Here is a 19,367-nt window from a genome sequence, read left to right as displayed (position 1 = left end):
ACGGCCGGAGTGACAGCGGACGACGGGTCGCGAAATAGCCACAGCGGCGCCGTATGGGCGTTGGTGATTGTATGGGTAAGGCGGAGAGCGAAATGGCGAAACCGAGGAAGGCGCGATTGGCCCGCGGCGTGGCCTGGGCAGCTTTGTGCCTGAGCCTTACGGCGGCGCCGGCCTTTGCCGAACGCGTGCCGCTGCCGAAGCCGCGTCCGGTCAAGCATATGGCGGCGGCCACACCTGTCCAGCGGACTCTTACCACAGGCTCGATCGCATCCAGGCCGTCCATCCCGCCGGAAGCGCTCGTCGCCCGCGCACAAGCGACCTCGGGCCCCGTCACCAATCCCTTCGCCGCTTTGCTGGGGCAATCCGGCGCCAGCAAAGGCGCGCTCACACCCGAGCAGAAGGCCATCGTCGACAAGGTCAATGCATATCTGTCGAGCGTGCAGACCCTGACCGGCAATTTCGTGCAGGTCGGTCCCGACGGCGGCCGCACCAAAGGCGACTTCTACATGTCGAAGCCGGGCAAGATCCGCTTCGAGTATGACGATCCGAGCCCGATCGAACTGGTGGCCGACGGTCAGTCCGTCGTGGTGCGCGATCGCAAGCTGGCGACGCAGGACGTCTATCCGCTATCGCAGACGCCATTGCGCTTCCTGCTGTCCGACCGTGTCGACCTGATGAAGGATACGAACCTCGTCGCGGTGTACTCCGACGACGTGTTCGTCACCGTCGTGGTCGAGGAACGGAACGGCCTCGTCGGCACCAGCCGGCTGATGATCATGTTCTCGGCCAAGGACATGCAGCTCAAGCAGTGGACCGTCACCGATCCGCAGGGCTACGACACCACGGTCGCGGTGTTCAATCTCGATCCCACCAAGAAGGTGGACCCGTCGATGTTCCGCATCGATTACACGCGGTATCGGAACTGATCGAACCGATCAGCAAAACTGGATGCCCCGCGAAAGCGGGGCATCCAGTATTCCAATAGCGAGTATCGTGATTACTGGATTGTCCGCTTACGCGGACGATGACCATCGATGTTATCCCGCCTTGCGCAGCGGCACTTCGCCGTTCTGCGGCCGCCAGCGGCTCCAGGGCTCCGGTGCGATCACGTCGTCGCTCATCCACACCGGCTGGATGATGTTGTGCGCGCCGAAACGGCCGATGATGGCCGGCTTGTGCAAATGCTGCGTCTCGGCATCGAACCTGACGTCGAAGCCAGACGGCGCGCGGATACTGCGGCCTGCAAGCGCCCGCCGCACCGCCTGGGTCTCGGTGGTGCCGGCGGCGGCCACCGCCTGCGTCCAGAGCTTGAAGCCGATCCAGGTCGCTTCCATCGGATCGTTGGTGGTCGCCGTTGGATCGCCGACGAAATCACGCCATTCGGCAACGAAGGCGTGGTTCTCCGGCGTGTCGAGCGTATGCAGATAGCTCCACGCCACCATGTGGCCGATCAGCCGGCGCTCGGCGAGTGCCGGCAGCTCGGCCTCGCCCAGCGACAGGCTCATCACCGGTAGAATGTCGGCGTCCAAGCCCTGGCGGGCGCGCTCGCGGAAGAAGTGCACATTGGAGTCGCCGGAGAGCGTTGCAACGACGGCGCCGTTGCGGCCGGCAAAGCGGCTGATGCGCAGCACCGTCTCGCTGAACGCGCGCTCGCCGAACGGCACATAGAGCTCGTCCACTGCATCCGGGCCGATGCCCTTGGACTGCAGGTAGTTGCGGATGATGGCGTTGGTGGTGCGCGGATAGATGTAGTCGGTGCCGATCAGGAAGAAGCGCCGACGGCCCATGCCGATGAGGTGATCGACCGCAGGCAGCGCCTGCTGCGCTGGCGTCGCACCGGTATAGACGATGTGCGACGACTGCTCCTGCCCTTCGTACTGGCTGGGATAGAACAGCAACCCGTCCTGCTGCGACAGGATCGGCAGCACCCGCTTGCGCGAGGCCGAGCTCCAGCAGCCGAAAATGGCCGCGACCTTGTGCTCGCGCAGCAGGGTTTCGGCCTGGGCGGCATAGGCGTCGTTATCGGAGCGCGGATCCATGATCGCCGCCTCCACCGGCCGCCCGAGCAGGCCGCCGGCCTGGTTGAGCTGCTCGATCAGCATCACCAGCAACTGCTGCAACGGCCGCTCGCTCGCCGTCAGCGTCCCTGACAACGAATGCAGAATGCCGACCTTGATGGAGCCGTGATCGAGGTCGGAGAAATAGCGCGTCACGGAGGCGGTGAGCGATTGCGCGCTGGCGATGAGATCGTCGGCGGTCGAGAGCACGGCATCGCCCGCCATCGTCACGTCGGTGACGACGGCACGGATGCCGGGCAGCGTCTCGCTGACGGCGGCGGCGACTTTCATCGCCTCGGTGCCGATGACGTCGAGCTGCTCGATCTGCTGCTCCATGAGCCGGGTGATGTTTTCGTTCACCGTGCCCATATCCGCGACGCTGCGGTCGACCGCGGCAATCGCCTCGGCGGTCTCGTTCACGGCATCCTGGATACCGTGAATCTGGTCGCTGATCTCCTTGGTGGCCAGTTCTGTGCGGCGCGACAGCTCCTTGACCTCGGCGGCCACCACCGCGAAGCCACGGCCGGCCTCGCCCGCGCGCGCGGCTTCAATGGTGGCGTTGAGGGCGAGCAGCGACGTCTGCCCGGCGATCGACTGGATGAGTTTGATCACCTGCTCGATACGGCCGGCGACGGCGCCGAGGTTGCGCATGGTCTCGTCGGCGCGCGCCAGCTCCGTGACGGTGCGCTTGGTGGCGGCGCGGGCCTCCTCGACGTGACGGCCGGACGTCACCGCGAGCGTCTGGACGTCGCGCGCCGCGGCGGCGACGCCGGCGACGTCTTCCGCCGCTTGCGCGGCCGTGTCCGAGGACTGCGCCACCTGCTTCGCCATCAGCCGGTTGCTCTGCGTCAGATCGACCGCCGTGCCACGGATACGCTCGCCGGCGCTGGTGAAGGCGTTGACGACATCGTCGATGGCGCGGCGGAAATTGCCGGTGAAGAACACGCGGCCGGCGTGATGCAGCCGCGCTTCGGTCTCGCGCCGGCGCTGATCGACGGCGAGCGTATCGGCGGCGATGAGCGCGCTCCGAATGCTCTCGGCGGTCGCGTTGAAGGATTGGAGGGCGCCGTCGCCGACTACCTGCGGCAGACTGGTATAGCGGTCGCCGCTGGCGATCTTGCTGATCGACGCGGTGATGTGGTGCAGCCGGTACTCCGCAAAGCAGCCGATGGCGAGCGCACCGAAGGCGCCGAAGCCAACCGCGACAAACGTCGATGCACCGAGGCTGAAGAGCCCGGCAACGATCAAGGCGACGCCGAATACCGGGATGGCGATCCACAGCGCCGGACGGGGCAATCGCAGGCGATTGTGCTGTGGCATCGGATTCCCGCAGAGGTATTAGCGAGTTCCAATTCGCCAGAAGATGGTTTCGAAATTCTTTCTCGCACGTGCAAAAACCCGCATGAAATAAGGGCAAATGCGCTCAAACTTTAGGCGGCCTTCTTAACCGTCCGGGCGAAAGCGCGGGATAGGCGAGGTTCTCACATACCGGGGTAAGCGTTCGTTCAGCGGCATCCTGATACGCCCGGCCCTGCGTCATCCGGTCGAGGAGGCCGCGCCTTTGCCACCCCAGACACATCCTGCTTTGCCGCCCCAATCGCCTTACGGCGTCGACCGGCGCATCGTCGCCCTCGACGGCATGCGCGGCCTGATGACCATCCTGGTGGTCCTGTCGCACTATTTCGCCGAGGTGCCGAGCGGCCTCACCGCGCTGATGCTCGGCCGGCTCGCCGTCGAGATGTTTTTCGTGTTGAGCGGCTTCCTGGTCGGCACGCTCATTCTCGACAAGCTGCACAACGACAACTTTTTTCTCGTGTTCTATGTCCGCCGCATCTGCCGGACGCTGCCGATCTATTTCGTTTCGGTGCTGCTCGTGTCGGCCATCCTGGGCGCATGTCACGCGGCCTGGGCGCAAGATCCGACGACATTTCCGATCTGGGGCTATCTGACTTTCACTCAGACGTTCTTCATGGCGAACACGCAAACGCTGGGCGCACATTGGCTGGCGCCGACCTGGACGCTCGCGGTGGAAGAGCACTTCTATTTGCTGGCGCCCCTGACGTTTCTTCTGGTGCCGCGGCGCCATCTCGCCAAGGTGCTGATCGCCGTCGCGATCGGCGCCGTGTTGGCCCGCGCGGCCGTGCAATTCGCGAACGTCGGCAACCCAATCGCGGTGAACGTGTTGTTGCCGGGCATTGCCGATATCCTCGTCGCCGGCTTGCTCGCCGCGCTGGCGGCGAAGTCGAAAGCAGTGCGCTCCGGCCGCTTCGATTACGCGTTTCGGGTCGCACCGGTCGTATTGCTGCTGACGGTGTCCTATCTCGGGTTTTTCGCCGGCCGCACCAACGCGATCTTCGTCATCTTCAGCCCGTTGCTCAGTGCGACCGCCTGCGCCTTGTTCCTGCTCGCGATCGTGCGCAATGCGCCGGAAGCCGCACGCTTCCGCTCGCCAGTGCTGCGCTTCTTCGGGCGAACCTCCTATGCCGTCTATCTCACGCATCTGCCGATCCTCGGCCTGATGCATGGGCTCATCCTCAACGAACGGCCGGATATAGCCAGCGTATCGCAGTGGCTGGTGACGATCGCGGCCTTGCCGGTGTGCGTGCTTGCCGGCTGGTTGCTGACCAAATGGGTCGAGGAACCGATCACCCGCTACGGCCGCACCTGGGCCTGGAGCCAGCGTCCGCGTGCGGTCCGCGGCGCAGTCGTCGCCGAACCGACGTGACGTCCGGCATAAAAAATGGCCGGGCTTGAGGCCCGGCCACTAAACCGCAACGGCGCCGGGCGCCTTACGTATTCATCGAGTCGAAGAACTCGCTGTTCGTCTTGGTGTTGCGCAGCTTGTCCAACAGGAAGTCGATGGCGTCCATCGTGCCCATCGGATTGAGGATGCGGCGCAGGACGTACATCTTCTTGAGCACATCCTTTTCCGTGAGCAGCTCTTCCTTGCGCGTGCCGGAGCGCGTGATGTCGATCGCCGGGAAGGTGCGCTTGTCCGCGACCTTGCGGTCGAGGATGAGTTCGGAGTTACCGGTGCCCTTGAACTCTTCGAAGATGACTTCGTCCATGCGGCTGCCGGTATCGATCAGCGCCGTGGCGATGATGGTCAGCGAGCCGCCTTCCTCGATGTTACGGGCGGCGCCGAAGAAGCGCTTCGGGCGCTGCAGGGCGTTGGCGTCGACACCACCGGTCAGCACCTTACCGGAGGACGGCACCACCGTGTTGTAGGCGCGGCCGAGGCGGGTGATCGAGTCGAGCAGGATCACCACGTCGCGCTGATGCTCGACCAGGCGCTTGGCCTTCTCGATGACCATCTCGGCGACCTGCACATGGCGCGAGGCCGGCTCGTCGAAGGTCGAGGAAATGACCTCGCCCTTCACCGAGCGCTGCATGTCGGTAACTTCTTCCGGCCGCTCGTCGATGAGCAGCACGATCAGATAGCACTCGGGATGGTTGGCGGTGATGGAGTGCGCGATGTTCTGCAGCAGCACCGTCTTACCGGTGCGCGGCGGCGCGACCACCAGGGCGCGCTGGCCCTTGCCGATCGGCGCGACGATGTCGATGACGCGGGCCGACAGATCCTTCTTGGTCGGATCGTCGTGCTCCATCTTCAGCCGCTCGTCGGGATAGAGCGGCGTCAGGTTGTCGAAGTTGATCTTATGACGCGCCTTATCGGGGTCTTCGAAGTTGATCGTGTTGACCTTGAGGAGCGCGAAATACCGCTCGCCTTCTTTCGGCGAACGGATGTGGCCTTCCACGGTGTCGCCGGTGCGCAGGCCGAAACGGCGGATCTGCGAGGGCGAGACGTAGATATCGTCCGGTCCGGAGAGGTAGTTCGACTCCGGCGACCGGAGAAAGCCGAAACCGTCGGGGAGGACCTCGACCACGCCCTCGCCGATGATGTCCACTTCCTGCGTCGCGAGCTGCTTCAGGATGGCGAACATCAACTCCTGCTTACGCAGGGTGGAGGCGTTCTCGACCTGGTGCTCTTCGGCGAAGGCTAGGAGTTCGGCTGGCGTCTTGGACTTAAGGTCCTGGAGCTTCATTTCCCGCATAGGGGCATTGGTCCTGTAGAGCGGAAGTGGCGGCGTCTGAAAAAAGGGAGAACTGCCGCGGCTAGATAAGGGTAGTTCGCAGGTTTGGATTGACTTGAGGGCGCGCTTTGGGAAGTCCCTAGGGCCCGATGCTGCATCCGGTCCGAAAGGCTCGGTGCCGGAACGCGATCGCATCCGCCTGCGTTCGGTGGGATGCCGTCAACATAAGTTGAGCCGCGATTTTCCGCAAGGGCCCGGCAACCGTGCCGTGAAATTTTGGTTTCCGGGCCGGGGTCAGAACGGCTTCACCACCACCAAAATGACGATCAGGATCATCAGAACCGTCGGTATCTCATTGGCAATGCGGTAGAATTTCTGGCTCCGGCGGTTACGGTCGGCGGCGAAATCGTTGGCCCAGCGCCCGAACAGCCCGTGCATGACCGACATCGCCACGACCAAGGCGATCTTGGCGTGAAGCCAGCCGGCGACGAACCAGTGGCCCTGAATCGCCAGGACGATGCCGAGCACCCAGGTCACGCCCATGGCCGGGCCCATGATGGCCTTGAGCAGCCGCCGCTCCATCACCTTGAAGGTCTCGGACTGTGCCGAACCGGGCTCGGCAGCAGCGTGGTAGACGAACAGGCGCGGCAGATAAAGCAGTCCGGCCATCCAGGAGATGACCGCGATGATGTGCAGCGCTTTGAGCCACTCGTACATGATGAGCCTCTATCCCTCCCCCGCAGGGGGAGGGTGGCCGCCGCAGGCGGCCGGGTGGGGGTGTCTTTCCCGCAGAGCCGCGTGGATGGTTTCCAGCACACCCGACAGGTTCTGATCGACATCGCTATTCCAAAAGCGGAGCACGAGAAAGCCGCCCACGGTCAACTTGTCATCACGTTCCCGATCGCTTGCCTGCATGCCATCGTAATTGTGTTGACCGCCGTCGAGTTCGACGACAAGTCGATGCTTCAAGCAAAGAAAATCGACGACATAGCCAGCCCGCGGCGCTTGCCGCCGAAAATGGAATCCGTGGCTTCGCCACGTGCGAAGGTGGTTCCACACCTTCACTTCCTGCGGCGTCATAGTTTTGCGGAGACGTCTGGCGATCTCGTTGGCCATTCCCCCACCCGGCCGCTTACAGCGGCCACCCTCCCCCTGCGGGGGAGGGATCAAGAAGCACTAACCCCTCACCCTTTTCAGCATCCGCTCGACATGAGCGATCGGCGTTGGCGGCAGAATGCCGTGGCCAAGATTGAAGATGAACGGGCCGCCGGCCAGCGCCTGCATCACCGCATCGATCTCGCGATCGAGCGCATCGCCGCCAGCCAGCAAGGCCAAAGGATCCAGATTGCCTTGCACCGGTTTGAGCGTCTGGATGTGCTCGCGCGCGTAAGTCAGCCCCTGCATCCAATCGAGACCGACCGCATCAACGCCGGTATCCTTGACGTAACGCCAGAGCTTGCTGCCGACGCCGCGCGGAAAGCCGATGATTTTCGCACCCGGCACGCGCGCGCGGACGCCATCGACGATCTTTTTCGTCGGCATCAGACACCAGCGATCGAACTCGGCTTGCGACAAGACACCGGCCCAGGTGTCGAAGAGCTGCACGCATTCGGCCCCGGCTTTGAGCTGACCCGTGAGATAGTCGATCGAAGCGTCCGCCAGGCGATCGATCAATCGCGCAAACGTATCCGGATCGCGGTAAGCGAACATCCGGGCCGGCGCCTGATCGGGTGTGCCTTCGCCGGCCACCATGTAGGTGGCGACCGTCCACGGTGCACCGCAAAAACCAATGAGGGTGGTCTTATCGTCGAGCGCGGACTTCACGCGCGTCACGGTCTCGTAGACTTTGCCGACCACCGCCTGATCGATTTCCGTCCGCAGTGTTCCCAGTCCGGCCGCGTCGGTGAGCGGCTCGAGCTTTGGTCCCTCGCCGACAAGGAACTCGACCTTCCGTCCGAGCGCCAGCGGCACCACCAGGATGTCGGAAAACAAAATCGCGGCGTCGAAGCCGAACCGACGGACCGGCTGCAGCGTTACTTCGGCCGCAAGTTCGGGATTGAAGCAGAGATCGAGAAACCCGCCGGCCTTCTCACGGACAGCGCGATACTCGGGCAGGTAGCGCCCCGCCTGTCGCATGAGCCAGACCGGCGGCACTGCCTCGCGATGACCGGAGAGCACGTTAAGAAACTTTTTACCCACATGCACGGCCGATCAGGCTCCATCTCTCTAGAATCTTAGAATCTTAGGTTTAGTGGTTATTAAACGGTTGATTTGACTCATGCTTATGGCTCAACAGCCTGTCCACCGGGCATGAAATGGCGATCAAGAATCCCGCGCTATCGGTCCGGTTACCGTCCACACTCGTACAGGGCCATTTACGGCTGATTTCGACCGCTATCCCCCGCTTTCCCCAGACCGTTGTCCACATGGGATAGGCGATCCGGCAGGCTTTGCCAAACCGTCGTCCCGCAACGAGCGATGTGGACGGTTATTGAATGAATCCGCCCCGGCGGCTTGCCTATCCCCAAAAGGCATGGCCTCCTCCCCAATAATTCACACTTCATCCGGCGCCTGTCCCTATGCCCGACACTGGCTACTTTCATCTTCATCTCGTTTCGGACGCGACCGGAGAAACCCTGATCACAGTGGCGCGCGCCGCCGCGGCGCAATACGCGAACGTGCAGCCGGTCGAGCATCTCTACCCCATGGTGCGGTCGAAGAAGCAGCTCGACCATTGCCTCGCCGAGATCAGCGAAGCACCGGGGCTCGTCCTCTATACTTTGCTCGAGGAAGACCTGATCCAGAGCCTTGAGGACAAATGCCGCGAGCTCGGCCTGCCGTGCATGTCTGTGCTGGGGCCGGTCTTGCGGCTGTTTCAATCCTATCTCGGCGCCGAGACCATTCATCGCGTCGGCGCGCAGCACGTGCTCAACGCTGAATATTTCCAGCGCATCGAGGCGCTGAACTACACGATGATGCACGACGATGGGCAGCAGGTGGAGGGGCTGGAGGAAGCCGATGTCGTGTTGATCGGCGTGTCGCGCACCTCGAAGACGCCAACGTCGATCTATCTCGCCAATCGTGGCGTCAAGACCGGAAACGTGCCGCTGGTGCCGCGCGTGCCGTTGCCGCCATCGGTGGAGAAGCTGACGCGGCCGCTGGTCGTCGGCCTCTACGCCAGTCCTGAGCGCATCGTGCAAATCCGGGAAAACCGGCTGCTCGGCCTCAAGGCGCATCGCGACGACGATCAGTACATCGACAAGACCGCGGTCACCGAAGAGCTCCAGTATTCGCGGCGGCTCTGCGCGAAGCACAACTGGCCGACCATCGACGTGACGCGCCGCTCGATCGAGGAAACCGCCGCGGCGGTGATGCGGCTCCTCAGCGAGCGTCGGCGCGCCCCGATCTCTTGAATCCGTTCCCCGTTTGGGGGTCGTCGCCCAGGTGGTGGGTGGGGGTGGTTTTTTGTCGATTGCGGCGCGATAACCCCACCCCGTCGTGCACCCGAACTCGGCCATAGCCGAGCTCGGCCCTTTAATCTGAGCGAAGTCGGATGTATCCGACTTCGGGTGCGCGACAACCTTCTCCTTCCGGGGGAGGGATCAAGAGAGAGATGTTCATGCCGCTTTGGCTTTCACGTCAGCCTTTGGTGCTCGCTTCAAAAAGCGATATTCGCGGCAAGATCCTCGCCGCCGCGGGGCTGCGCTTTGAAATACGGCCGGCGCACATCGACGAACGGGCGGTGGAAGCCGAGGCTGGCGTCAGCGATGCCGCCGCTGCGGCCCGTGTGCTCGCACGCGCCAAGGCTGACGCCATCGCGGCGACGGTGCCGGGCCGGCCGGTGCTGGGTGCCGATCAGACGCTCGCCTGCGGCGACATGCGCCTGAGCAAGCCGGTGGACGCCGCCGCTGCTGCCGAGCAATTGCGTGCATTGCGCGGGCGGACGCACGAGCTGCATTCGGCGCTCGCGCTCGTGCGCGATGGCACGCTGTTGTTTTCCTGCATCGAGACCGCACGGCTGACGATGCGCGACTTCTCCGACCGCTTCCTCGAAGAGTATCTCGATATGGCTGGCAACGCGGCGCTGACAAGCGTCGGCGCCTATCAGCTCGAGGGCATCGGTATCCATCTGTTCGAGAAGGTCGAAGGCGACTACTTCACGATCCTCGGCCTGCCGCTGTTGCAGTTCCTGGAATATCTGCGCGAGCACGGCTTCGTCGATGGGTGATCTGTGCTTTTTCCGCGCGCGCATCGTCATCCTGAGGTGCGCGTCCTTGCGCGCCTCGAAGGATGACGGGCACTGTCGGGGCCGTCGCCCTTCGAGGCTCGACCTTCGGCCGAGCACCTCGGAGTGACGGGTCGAAGCAAGACAATGAGCAACATGTTCGTCCTCGGACTCACCGGCTCCCTCGGCATGGGGAAATCGACCACGGCGAAGTTCTTCGCCGAGGAGGGCGTGCCGGTGCACGACGCCGATGCCTCCGTGCACAAGCTCTACGAGGGCGAGGCGGTGCCGCTGATCGAAGCGGCGTTTCCGGGCACGACCGCGAACGGCAAGGTCGACCGTGAGAAGCTCGCCAAGCAGGTGCTCGTCAACGCCGCCGCTATCCAGCGGCTCGAGGCGATCGTGCATCCACTCGTCGCCGAGGTGCGCGAGCGGTTCCTGCGCGAGGCCGAGCAGGCTGGCGCCGAAGTGGCGGTGCTCGACATCCCGTTGTTGTACGAAACCGGCGGCGACGCGCGGTGCGACGCGGTGGTGGTGGTGTCGGCGCCGGCCGACGTGCAACGCGCCCGGGCTTTCGAGCGCCCTGGCATGACCGAGGAAAAGTTCGCGGCCATTCTGGGCAAACAGATGCCCGACGCGGAGAAACGCGCCCGCGCCGATTTCGTCGTGGATACGTCGCAGGGCTATGAGGCGGCGCACCAGCAGGTGCGTGAAATTCTCGCGCGCATCGCTAAGATGGCGAATCGAAAGAGCTGACAGCCATGCGCGAGATCGTCCTCGACACCGAAACCACCGGCCTCGATCCCAACCAGGGCCATCGCCTGGTCGAGCTCGGCTGCGTCGAGCTGCTCAACCGTATTCCGACCGGCGCGACGTTCCACGTCTACGTCAATCCGGAGCGCGACATGCCGGCCGAGGCCTTCGCGGTGCACGGCTTGTCGGAAGAGTTTCTGCGCGGCCACAAGCGGTTCCACGAGGTCGTCGACGACTTCCTCGCCTTCATCGGCGATGCGCCGCTCGTCGCCCACAATGCGAACTTCGACTACGGCTTCATCTGCCACGAACTCAAGCGCGCCAACCGCGCGATCCTGTCGCGTGACCGGCTGGTCGATACCTTGATGCTAGCCCGCCGCAGGCATTCGGCAGGACCCTACAATCTCGACGCCCTCTGCTCGCGTTACGGCATCGATAACTCGCGTCGCACCAAGCACGGCGCTTTGCTCGACGCCGAGATTCTGGCCGAGGTCTATCTCGAGTTGATCGGCGGCCGCCAGGCTTCGCTCGGCCTTGCGGATGTCGGAGTCGAACAGCCGGTCGGCGTCGATGGCGTCATTGTCGTGCGACAGCGTCCGGTGCCTCTCACGCCCCGCGTGTCCGATGCGGAGCGCGAAGCGCACCGCGCTTTTATCGCAACGCTGGGCGAAAGCCCGATCTGGCGCGCTTATCTGCCGGAAAGTGGCGGCTGATCAGGCTGCGGCCGCGCTCGCGCCGAGGGACAGCGCCTGCGACGGACAATCCGGCACTGCGTTCATTTCGTTTGTCAGTATCCGCATCTGCTCGCGGATGCGTTGGGCCTGTTGCGTCACGCCGGCAGCGGCGTCGTTCAACTTGTTGGCCGAGCGCGAGGCTTCATTGGCCATGTTTTCGATTTTGCCAATGGCGCCGCCGATCTGCACCACGCTTGCCGCGGCGGCATTGACGTTGGCGGCAATAGCGTGGGTTGCGTCGATCTGCTGATCGACCGTATCGGCAATGACCGAGGAGAACTGGTGCAGTTCCCGGATTGTCGCTGATATCTTTTGAATCGCCGTGACCGAGCGCGTGGTCACCACCTGCATGGCGTTGATGCGTTGTTCGATCTCGTCGGTTGCGCTGGCTGTCTGCGCCGCGAGTATCTTCACTTCCTGCGCGACGACCGCGAAACCGCGGCCGGCGGCGCCGGCGCGCGCCGCCTCGATCGTGGCGTTCAACGCCAAGAGATTGGTCTGCCTGGCGATGGAACTGATGAGGTCGGTGACCTTGCCGATCTCGCCAGCGACCGCCGCGAGTTCGTCGATCGTGGCGGTGGTATGGGCCGCCTCGGTGACGGTCGCCGTTGCAACCTGAGAGGAGCGCGCCGCGTTCGAGCCGATGGCGGCAATCGTTTGCGCCAGTTCGTCGCCGGCATTTGCCGCTGATTGGACCTTTTCGGCGGTTTGTTCGGATGCCGTGACGACGGTGGCGGACTGCGTGTTGGTCTGCGCCGCCGTCTTGTCGAGGCCGTCGGCATCGTGCTGCAACTGCTGGGCGGCCTCGTAGAGCAGATCGGTCGATTCCGTGATCTCGTGCTGAAAGCGCGCGAGAAGTTGCGCCAATCGATCGGCGCGGTAGGTCGTGGCGGCGAGTTCACGTTCGCGTTCGCGCGCATTCGCCGCGAGAGCCTCCGCCGCTTCCTGCACCTGACGTTGCGCCGCATCGGCGCCCGTGAAGGCCCCGCGGATAGCGATGCTGATCCGGATCAGCATGGCGGTCTCGACGATAACGACGGCGGCGTGAAAGCCGACGCGAAACAGGTCCGCGCCGCCCGGATAGATCGCCGACGGTAGCAAAAAGTTCAGGCTCAGGTGGTGCAGCGCAATCAAGCCGGCGGCCACCACCAGCACCGGCCACTCGCAGAAGCCGGACAGCAGCGCCAACACCGTGAAATAGTAAAAGTGCATCTCGACCTGCCAGGGATGGCCGTCGAAGATGAAAACCAGCAGCGAGGTCTGTCCGATCAGAGCGATACAGAGCGCAATGGCGACGACGATGGTGGGCCGCTTCAGCAACATTGCCAGGACCGGCGCGGTGGCAAGCGCGGCAGCAATGAAAACATTCGGCCAGACCGGCCTGCCGATGGCGGCGGCGAACAGGCCGAGCAGCGGTACGTGCGCGAGTGCCAATACCGTCAGCGTTTGCGCCACCGCGTGTTGAAAGGCAGCAAGGCTTTTCATGTGGCCGACGCCAAAGGTGAGAACACGCCGGCGCATGCCGCGAGCAGGCGTGAATCGAGAACGAGCCAGGCGCCGGTGGCGAGAGTTTCATCGGCGTAATGATCGTCGTCGGGCATGACCACGGCAATGAACGGTACGCCGCCGAAACGCATGAACCGTCCACGATGCGCGACGGACTGTGCCACGGTGTCGGCCGCGCTCGTCCACGGTGGGAAGATGACGGCGACACTTGCGCTCGGATCGCGCGGTGCCAGACCGATCCGCGCGCCAAGGTAAAGACCGCCGAGTGAAAGGCAGGCCAAGACGCTTACATCAATGAGTTTGTGAAGGAGGCTGTATGGGCGGCTCAAGACGGACCAACACGTCATCCGGCTATTCACAGATAAGGAATTGCAGTTAATGGAGTATTGCGGGACGTCGCGTTTATCGCGATTGTTTTGCGTGCAATTGTCTATGCGTCGATCGGAAAACGAGCGCGCACAAGGCACAAAAAAATGGCCGGGACGTATCCCGGCCATGACAAACGATAGCGCTCGAGGACGTACGCGGCTTATGCCTGCGGGAACTCGCTCGGCTGCAGCTGTGCCATCTTCTGACGATACAGCGCGACGAAGTCGACCGGATCGAGCAGCAGTGGCGGGAAGCCGCCGTTGCGCACCGCCGTCGCGATGATCTCGCGCGCGAATGGGAACAACAGACGCGGGCACTCGATCAGCACGATCGCGTTCAGACTTTCCTGCGGCACATTGACGATGCGAAAGACGCCGGCGAAATCCAGTTCGAAGCCGAACATCAGGCTGCCCTGGAGCTCAGCCTTGCCTTCGAGCTTGAGCGACACCTCGATGTCAGTGTCGGAGAGCGGCTGCGCCTCGACATTGATCTGGATGCCGATTTGCGGCGGCTCGGTGCCGCCCTGCAGCGAGCGCGGCGCGTTCGGGTTTTCGAACGAAAAATCCTTGATGTACTGAGCCACAACGTTGAGCTGCGGCTGATTGTCCTGGCTCGGGCCGCCATTGGTCGTCGACATGAATTCTCCTCGCGTGGCGGCAGGGCGCCCGGACGTTTAAGGAAGGGTCGGCGCCCCCGCATGCTGCGGAATGCGCGCGGCGGTTGGCTAACATAGGGCCCTGAGGCGAACAAGGATGCGCGGTGCCCACCGCCGGGGCCGGTTAACCGGGTCGGCGCCCGGGATCGCGGTCGTCGCGCAAGGCAGGTTCGGGGACCCGGTGCCATTGCTCGGGGTCGAGGTCGACGACCCCGTCGGCGCGCGGCGGCGGATCGCGGCGGGCCCTGAAGAGGGTCGACAACAGGACGCCCAACGCCACCACGTCGGTGATAAACCCTGGAACTAACAGTAGAATCCCCGCGAGAATCACAAGGCCGCCGGTCGTGTCCGCCGCCAGGGAGGAGATACTGCCTTCGGCCATCGCCACCCGCATGCGGGCGATGTGGTTGCCGCCGGCATGGCGCAGCACCAGCGCGCCGGCGAATGACCCCGCCAGCAGCAGGATCAGCGCCCAGCCGAAGCCGATCGTCGCCGCCACGGCGCCGAAGGCCAGCAGCTCGAGCACTGGCAGCGCCAGCACAACCCAAAGCAGGACTTTCGCCACATTCATCGCGTCTTACTCACATCGGCGCTCCCGTTGCCTCAAATCGCAGAGAGCGGCTGGAATACGGCCGTAACCGTGCGTATTTCGGTACCTGGCGCCGGCAGGTGTGTGGTTGGCGTCGGTGGCCCGGATCGTCTAAGCTTCGGCAGGCCGATAGCGCCTGCATATTTGGCGCATTTGTCCTATGGATCGGCGCGGCTACCCGCTTACATAGGCATAAATAGTATGCGTGAACCCGGCCGCCACGCCGATTCCATCCGCGACCGGGCGGCGGTCCTGGCCGATCCGCTGTCACAGTAGCCGAAAGCATGCGAGACGTGTTCGACATCTACACCATCATCTTCCTGGCACTCGCAGTATTCATTTTCCTGCGTCTGCGCAGCGTGCTCGGTCAACGCACCGGCCGGGAGCGCCCGCCTTACGATCCTTATTCGCGTGAGCCCGTGCGGCCGGCGCCGGAGAATGTCGTGCCGCTGCCGAACCGGCAGGCCGAGGCCAGCACACCGAAGGTGAACGAGCCGGTCGAGCCTGCGGAGAGCGGTGTCCGCTGGAAGGGAATCGCCGAGCCCGGCTCCGCGATCGCCAACGGCCTCGATGCCGTGGTGGCGGCCGATTCTTCTTTCGAGCCGAAGAACTTCCTCACTGGTGCCCGCGCAGCTTACGAGATGATCGTCACGGCTTTTGCCGAGGGCGACCGCCGTTCGCTGAAGAATCTGTTGTCGCGGGAGGTGTATGACGGCTTCGATGGCGCCATTAGCGCCCGTGAGACACGCGGCGACAAGGTGGAGACGCGGTTCGTCTCGATCGACAAGGCCGAGATCACGGCCGCCGAGATGCGCGGCCGCAGCGCCCAGATCACCGTACGCTTCCTTTCGAAGCTGATCACCGCCACGCGCGACAAGAACGGCAACGTCATCGAAGGCAGCGCCGACAGCGTGACGGATGTCACCGACGTGTGGACTTTCGCGCGCGACGTTTCGTCGCGTGATCCCAACTGGAAACTGGTCGCCACCGAAGCGGGGCAGTGAACGGATGCTGGGGCGCAGCTCTCGTCGTGCCGTCCACCTGAGTGTCGCTTTCGGCCTTTTGGCCGCCACGAACACACTGGCGATGGCGCGAGAGTTGCCGCCCAAGATCCGCAGCGCACAGATCGACACATTGTCGTTCGACAAGCTGCCGGGCTGGAAGGACGACAATCACGCGGAGGCTTACGCCGCCTTCCTGATGAGCTGCCGGGCCATCCTCAACGGCACCAAGGCGATGCGCAAGGCGCGGCCGGTTTATGGCGGACTGTTCGACGTCTGCGAACGCGCCAAAGCCGCCGGCGCGCTCGACCGCGACAAGGCGCGCGTCTTCTTCGAACATAACTTCAAGCCCGTGCGGCTGGCGCAACCGGGCGAGACGCAGGGCTTCTTCACCGGCTACTACGAAACCGAGATGCACGGCTCGCGCGTTCCGACGGCGGAATACAGCGTGCCGCTTTATGCCGCGCCGGAAGCGACGGTGCGCAAGAAGCAGAGCAAGGTGTTCGCCAATCTCGATCGTACGCAGATCGAGGAGGGTGCGCTCAAGGGCAAAGGCCTGGAAATCTGCTGGGTGAAGAATCCGATCGACGCTTTCTTTGCGCAGATTCAGGGCTCGACGCGCGTGAAGCTCGAAGACGGCAAGCTGCTGCGCCTCAATTATGTCGCGTCGAACGGCATGAAATATTACCCGGTCGGGCGCGATCTCGTCGACCGCGGCATCATCGCCAAAGACGACATGTCGATGGACAAGATCCGCGCCTGGATGGAAGCCAATCCGGAAGAAGCCCAGGCGTTACGGCGCAAGAACAAATCCTTCGTATTCTTCACCGAGACGTCGCTGGCGGCGCATGAGGAATGCATCGGCGCACAAGGCGTGCCGCTGACGCCGTTGCGTTCGCTCGCCGTCGACAAAAAGCTGCATGTCTACGGCACGCCGATCTGGATCGATGCCGAACTGCCGATCGAGAGCGAAAAGCCCGAGACGAAATTCCAACGCCTGCTGATCGCCCAGGATACCGGCTCGGCCATCGTCGGACCGGCGCGCGCCGACATCTATTTCGGCGCCGGCGAGGAGATCGGCAGCATCGCCGGCCGCATCAAGCAGTTCGGCAACTTCGTCATGCTGGTGCCGCGCACCGTCGCGACGAAAGGCAACAATGCGCCGGACGTGCCGTTGCCGAAGGCGCGGCCGAAGGATGTCATTGCCGACGCGGGCACGGGATCGACCGCGGCCTCGGCCAAATCACGCCGGTAAGTCATGAGCACGCGCGACGGCAACAGGCGCCGACCCTTGTCGCGCGAGGAGCGGGTGTTGTGGAAGGCGGTGACACAGTCGATCGTGCCGCGCCGCCAGCCGACCGAGATCGACGACGAAAGCGAAGCCGCCCCGCCGCCCGCGTCTGCGACACGCATCAACAGTGTGAAGCCGCAACCGATCGCCGCACCGCCCCGCGTGGAGATGCGAGCGCCGCCGCCGCTGGCGCCGCTCGGCCGGCGCATGAAGCAACGCGTGGTGCGCGGCAAGGACTCGATCGACGGACGGCTCGATCTGCACGGTCTCACGCAAAGCGAGGCGCACGGCGCTTTGTTGCGTTTTTTGCGGGCGGCGGTCGCGCGCGATGCGCGTTTGGTGCTGGTGATCACCGGGAAGGGCCGGCGTGACGGCGAAGGCGAACGCGGCGTGCTCAAGCGTCAGGTGCCGCATTGGCTGGCCTTGCCGGAATTCCGCGCCCTTGTGATTGGCTTCGAAAATGCGCACATCGCTCATGGCGGCGAAGGCGCGCTCTATGTGCGGCTTCGGCGCTCGCGCGATTAGCGAACGCGGTAAAGGGTGTCAGGCGGAGAATCGACGATGACGACGCATCCCGAAAAGAACAAGGGCGGCAGCAAAACCGGCAAGCCGGACAAGCAGACGCTCGAGCGCGAGCTCGAGGAAGGGCTCGAAGATACCTTCCCCGCCTCTGATCCCGTGGCGATTACCGAGCCCGCGGCCGATCACGGCGTCACTCGCAAGAAGAAATAGGACGGCGTCGCAGCCGTCCGGTGGCATGACCGCGTCTGAGCCGCGCCACGGCGCGGCGTGACGTCCTTGCCGCCGCCGGCTGATGCGGCCGACATCGGCGACTGTCGCGCAGCGACTCGCGCAGCCGCGAGATGCCGATCCAGAGCTGCAGTAGCTCGACTTCCATGGCGTCGGCGGGATCGTGCTGTCCTGCCGAGCTGCGTCGCGCGGACCTGCCGGGTCCGGACGCGGTCTTGCCCGTCGAATTCGCCATGTGTCGCCCTCCACCTTGGAAAAAGCGGTTTCATCCGCGCGTCTCTACAACCAAGGATACTGGGCGGGACGGTGCTGTCAAATTTTATTTATCATCGATTAGTCAAACGGAGACGACGACGGCCGTCTAGGCGCACTCTTCAGCCTTCCCGATCGGGGGCACGCGCTATGATCGGCGTGGCGCTGAGCGGCAGGATCTCGACGCTGATCACCGGATCGCCGCTGCGAAGTTCGAAGTGCCGGGCGCTCGCGTTGAAAATGCAGAATTGCAGATTGCCTTTGAAGCCTGGCCCGATCTGCAGACCGTGTGAGGCCATGATGCCGGCGCGCGCGAGCGCTGTTCGCGCGCCGACGTGGCCGATGTAGTCGTAGGGAAGCTCCAGCCACTCCCTAGTGCTGACGTTCACGGACTGACCGCTGCGCAAAGTGAAGCTCTGTCCATCGCTGATGTCGACCTTCGCGCCGTCCGCGGTGACGACGAAATCGTCGAGCGTGAAATCGATCGACGCCATCTGCACATGCGTTTCGTCGAACGGCTCGATGCGGATCACGCCATCATGCACCGCGCGGACGATCTGATGATTCACCAGGATGCCGACGCCGAGCGGCCGGCCGGCGGGCTCGAACGCGGCGCGCTTGCCGCGCGAACTCGTCGGCGCCTTTGCGCGTGGAAAGGTGGAGCGCAGCCAGTAATCGGAGGAGTGGCCGGTCAGACGCGCGAGCTTGCCGGCCATCGCCCGCGAGATCGGCTGACGGCCGTTGACGATATTGTTGATCGACTGACGCGAGACGCCGGTGGCTTGGCTGACCGCGACCTGATCGAGGCCGAGCCGTTCGATTTCCGCCCGAAGATGTTCGCCCGGGGTCAGATCGCCGCCAGCGACCGCCGCGGCACCCCGGAGATCTGCGGACATAGGACGCTCCTCAGCCAAATATTTATTGCCAGATCGCGACCGCTGTAAATCTGGATTTGACACCGTAAATCTGAGTTTGACAGCGCGGTTGTGGTCGGAACAGCGCGGCCTGATAAAATACAGTGCATAATCGTATTTAAAGATCCAAAGGATTGTCAGTGCGTTAGCACCGAACCGCCGCCCGGTTACCGCCGCGCGTGACGAAAATGCCTCCGGAGCGCGGCGCGGACTCTACTAAAACGTGCAAAATCTTAT

The 19,367-nt window shown here is 63.8% G+C and carries 20 protein-coding genes; 10 read left to right on the top strand and 10 right to left on the bottom strand.

Annotated elements, in window-relative coordinates; translation table 11 throughout:
- Positions 1 to 92: 92 nt before the first annotated feature.
- Positions 93 to 926 carry an outer membrane lipoprotein carrier protein LolA gene (locus DW352_RS18980; protein ID WP_245434180.1) on the top strand — a complete coding sequence of 278 codons (834 nt, stop codon included), beginning with the start codon at positions 93 to 95 and terminating at the stop codon, positions 924 to 926.
- Positions 927 to 1,037: 111 nt separating this feature from the next.
- Here DW352_RS18980 and DW352_RS27500 read toward each other — a convergent pair whose 3' ends face one another.
- A complete protein-coding gene (locus DW352_RS27500) occupies positions 1,038 to 3,377 on the bottom strand; it encodes a transporter substrate-binding protein (RefSeq protein ID WP_115692795.1) in 2,340 nt (779 codons plus the stop codon).
- A 241-nt stretch (positions 3,378 to 3,618) separates the two neighbouring features.
- Between DW352_RS27500 and DW352_RS18970 the strand changes: the two genes are divergently transcribed.
- Complete coding sequence (locus DW352_RS18970) at positions 3,619 to 4,782, top strand: acyltransferase family protein (RefSeq protein WP_245434179.1); 1,164 nt, start codon at positions 3,619 to 3,621, stop codon at positions 4,780 to 4,782.
- Positions 4,783 to 4,846: 64 nt separating this feature from the next.
- On the opposite strand, the gene rho is transcribed toward DW352_RS18970, so the two are convergent.
- The 4 genes from rho to hemE all read right to left on the bottom strand — a co-directional run bounded on the left by rho (position 4,847) and on the right by hemE (position 8,296).
- Positions 4,847 to 6,112 carry a transcription termination factor Rho gene (gene rho / locus DW352_RS18965; protein ID WP_115692794.1) on the bottom strand — a complete coding sequence of 422 codons (1,266 nt, stop codon included), beginning with the start codon at positions 6,110 to 6,112 and terminating at the stop codon, positions 4,847 to 4,849.
- 273 nt (positions 6,113 to 6,385) lie between these two features.
- On the bottom strand, positions 6,386 to 6,808 hold the full coding sequence (hemJ, locus tag DW352_RS18960; protein ID WP_115692793.1) for a protoporphyrinogen oxidase HemJ: 423 nt from the start codon (positions 6,806 to 6,808) through the stop codon (positions 6,386 to 6,388).
- Between the two features lie 9 nt (positions 6,809 to 6,817).
- A complete protein-coding gene (locus tag DW352_RS18955) occupies positions 6,818 to 7,207 on the bottom strand; it encodes an endonuclease domain-containing protein (protein ID WP_115692792.1) in 390 nt (129 codons plus the stop codon).
- 60 nt (positions 7,208 to 7,267) lie between these two features.
- Complete coding sequence (gene hemE, locus DW352_RS18950) at positions 7,268 to 8,296, bottom strand: uroporphyrinogen decarboxylase (protein WP_115692791.1); 1,029 nt, start codon at positions 8,294 to 8,296, stop codon at positions 7,268 to 7,270.
- Between the two features lie 374 nt (positions 8,297 to 8,670).
- On the opposite strand from hemE, the gene DW352_RS18945 reads away from it, so the two are divergent.
- The 4 genes from DW352_RS18945 to dnaQ all read left to right on the top strand — a co-directional run bounded on the left by DW352_RS18945 (position 8,671) and on the right by dnaQ (position 11,782).
- The gene (locus DW352_RS18945; protein WP_115692790.1) at positions 8,671 to 9,504 is read left to right on the top strand and encodes a pyruvate, water dikinase regulatory protein; all 834 of its coding nucleotides are present in this window, start codon (positions 8,671 to 8,673) and stop codon (positions 9,502 to 9,504) included.
- 206 nt (positions 9,505 to 9,710) lie between these two features.
- Entirely contained in the window at positions 9,711 to 10,319 is a 609-nt protein-coding gene (locus DW352_RS18940; RefSeq protein WP_115694497.1) for a Maf family protein, read from the top strand.
- Between the two features lie 153 nt (positions 10,320 to 10,472).
- On the top strand, positions 10,473 to 11,072 hold the full coding sequence (gene coaE, locus DW352_RS18935) for a dephospho-CoA kinase (RefSeq protein WP_115692789.1): 600 nt from the start codon (positions 10,473 to 10,475) through the stop codon (positions 11,070 to 11,072).
- A gap of 5 nt (positions 11,073 to 11,077) precedes the next feature.
- Entirely contained in the window at positions 11,078 to 11,782 is a 705-nt protein-coding gene (dnaQ, locus tag DW352_RS18930; RefSeq protein ID WP_115692788.1) for a DNA polymerase III subunit epsilon, read from the top strand.
- Here dnaQ and DW352_RS18925 read toward each other — a convergent pair whose 3' ends face one another.
- The 4 genes from DW352_RS18925 to DW352_RS18910 all read right to left on the bottom strand — a co-directional run bounded on the left by DW352_RS18925 (position 11,783) and on the right by DW352_RS18910 (position 14,904).
- Positions 11,783 to 13,288 carry a methyl-accepting chemotaxis protein gene (locus DW352_RS18925; protein ID WP_162827056.1) on the bottom strand — a complete coding sequence of 502 codons (1,506 nt, stop codon included), beginning with the start codon at positions 13,286 to 13,288 and terminating at the stop codon, positions 11,783 to 11,785.
- A complete protein-coding gene (locus DW352_RS18920) occupies positions 13,285 to 13,590 on the bottom strand; it encodes a hypothetical protein (protein WP_115692786.1) in 306 nt (101 codons plus the stop codon). Before DW352_RS18920 ends, DW352_RS18925 begins: the two co-directional genes overlap by 4 nt.
- A gap of 248 nt (positions 13,591 to 13,838) precedes the next feature.
- Positions 13,839 to 14,315 (bottom strand): protein-export chaperone SecB, encoded by a 477-nt coding sequence (gene secB, locus DW352_RS18915; protein WP_115692785.1) that lies wholly within the window; start codon positions 14,313 to 14,315, stop codon positions 13,839 to 13,841.
- Between the two features lie 142 nt (positions 14,316 to 14,457).
- On the bottom strand, positions 14,458 to 14,904 hold the full coding sequence (locus DW352_RS18910) for an FxsA family protein (RefSeq protein WP_115692784.1): 447 nt from the start codon (positions 14,902 to 14,904) through the stop codon (positions 14,458 to 14,460).
- Between the two features lie 302 nt (positions 14,905 to 15,206).
- Between DW352_RS18910 and DW352_RS18905 the strand changes: the two genes are divergently transcribed.
- The 4 genes from DW352_RS18905 to DW352_RS27100 all read left to right on the top strand — a co-directional run bounded on the left by DW352_RS18905 (position 15,207) and on the right by DW352_RS27100 (position 17,946).
- Entirely contained in the window at positions 15,207 to 15,926 is a 720-nt protein-coding gene (locus tag DW352_RS18905) for a Tim44/TimA family putative adaptor protein (protein ID WP_162827055.1), read from the top strand.
- A gap of 94 nt (positions 15,927 to 16,020) precedes the next feature.
- Entirely contained in the window at positions 16,021 to 17,178 is a 1,158-nt protein-coding gene (gene mltA, locus DW352_RS18900; RefSeq protein WP_162827054.1) for a murein transglycosylase A, read from the top strand.
- Positions 17,179 to 17,181: 3 nt separating this feature from the next.
- Positions 17,182 to 17,739 (top strand): Smr/MutS family protein, encoded by a 558-nt coding sequence (locus DW352_RS18895; RefSeq protein ID WP_115692781.1) that lies wholly within the window; start codon positions 17,182 to 17,184, stop codon positions 17,737 to 17,739.
- A gap of 36 nt (positions 17,740 to 17,775) precedes the next feature.
- Positions 17,776 to 17,946, top strand: coding sequence for a hypothetical protein (locus DW352_RS27100; RefSeq protein ID WP_170153528.1), 171 nt, complete (start codon positions 17,776 to 17,778; stop codon positions 17,944 to 17,946).
- A gap of 392 nt (positions 17,947 to 18,338) precedes the next feature.
- On the opposite strand, the gene DW352_RS18890 is transcribed toward DW352_RS27100, so the two are convergent.
- The gene (locus DW352_RS18890; protein ID WP_115692780.1) at positions 18,339 to 19,112 is read right to left on the bottom strand and encodes a HigA family addiction module antitoxin; all 774 of its coding nucleotides are present in this window, start codon (positions 19,110 to 19,112) and stop codon (positions 18,339 to 18,341) included.
- Positions 19,113 to 19,367: the final 255 nt, after the last annotated feature.

The sequence above is a fragment of the Pseudolabrys taiwanensis genome, assembly GCF_003367395.1.
Lineage (GTDB): Bacteria > Pseudomonadota > Alphaproteobacteria > Rhizobiales > Xanthobacteraceae > Pseudolabrys > Pseudolabrys taiwanensis.
The sequence above is the reverse complement of the archived record's forward strand: the minus strand, read 5'-3'. Positions and strand labels throughout refer to the sequence as shown.

What these genes read in the sequence shown, in the direction of transcription:
- DW352_RS18955 (WP_115692792.1), bottom strand. Translation starts at nt 7,207, where the DNA reads ATGGCCAACGAGATCGCCAGACGTCTCCGCAAAACTATGACGCCGCAG.
- DW352_RS18910 (WP_115692784.1), bottom strand. Translation starts at nt 14,904, where the DNA reads ATGAATGTGGCGAAAGTCCTGCTTTGGGTTGTGCTGGCGCTGCCAGTG.
- rho (WP_115692794.1), bottom strand. Translation starts at nt 6,112, where the DNA reads ATGCGGGAAATGAAGCTCCAGGACCTTAAGTCCAAGACGCCAGCCGAA.
- DW352_RS18945 (WP_115692790.1), top strand. Translation starts at nt 8,671, where the DNA reads ATGCCCGACACTGGCTACTTTCATCTTCATCTCGTTTCGGACGCGACC.
- DW352_RS18925 (WP_162827056.1), bottom strand. Translation starts at nt 13,288, where the DNA reads ATGAAAAGCCTTGCTGCCTTTCAACACGCGGTGGCGCAAACGCTGACG.
- DW352_RS18940 (WP_115694497.1), top strand. Translation starts at nt 9,711, where the DNA reads ATGCCGCTTTGGCTTTCACGTCAGCCTTTGGTGCTCGCTTCAAAAAGC.
- coaE (WP_115692789.1), top strand. Translation starts at nt 10,473, where the DNA reads ATGTTCGTCCTCGGACTCACCGGCTCCCTCGGCATGGGGAAATCGACC.
- DW352_RS27100 (WP_170153528.1), top strand. Translation starts at nt 17,776, where the DNA reads ATGACGACGCATCCCGAAAAGAACAAGGGCGGCAGCAAAACCGGCAAG.
- DW352_RS18905 (WP_162827055.1), top strand. Translation starts at nt 15,207, where the DNA reads ATGCGAGACGTGTTCGACATCTACACCATCATCTTCCTGGCACTCGCA.
- hemJ (WP_115692793.1), bottom strand. Translation starts at nt 6,808, where the DNA reads ATGTACGAGTGGCTCAAAGCGCTGCACATCATCGCGGTCATCTCCTGG.
- secB (WP_115692785.1), bottom strand. Translation starts at nt 14,315, where the DNA reads ATGTCGACGACCAATGGCGGCCCGAGCCAGGACAATCAGCCGCAGCTC.
- DW352_RS27500 (WP_115692795.1), bottom strand. Translation starts at nt 3,377, where the DNA reads ATGCCACAGCACAATCGCCTGCGATTGCCCCGTCCGGCGCTGTGGATC.
- dnaQ (WP_115692788.1), top strand. Translation starts at nt 11,078, where the DNA reads ATGCGCGAGATCGTCCTCGACACCGAAACCACCGGCCTCGATCCCAAC.
- DW352_RS18890 (WP_115692780.1), bottom strand. Translation starts at nt 19,112, where the DNA reads ATGTCCGCAGATCTCCGGGGTGCCGCGGCGGTCGCTGGCGGCGATCTG.
- DW352_RS18895 (WP_115692781.1), top strand. Translation starts at nt 17,182, where the DNA reads ATGAGCACGCGCGACGGCAACAGGCGCCGACCCTTGTCGCGCGAGGAG.
- DW352_RS18980 (WP_245434180.1), top strand. Translation starts at nt 93, where the DNA reads ATGGCGAAACCGAGGAAGGCGCGATTGGCCCGCGGCGTGGCCTGGGCA.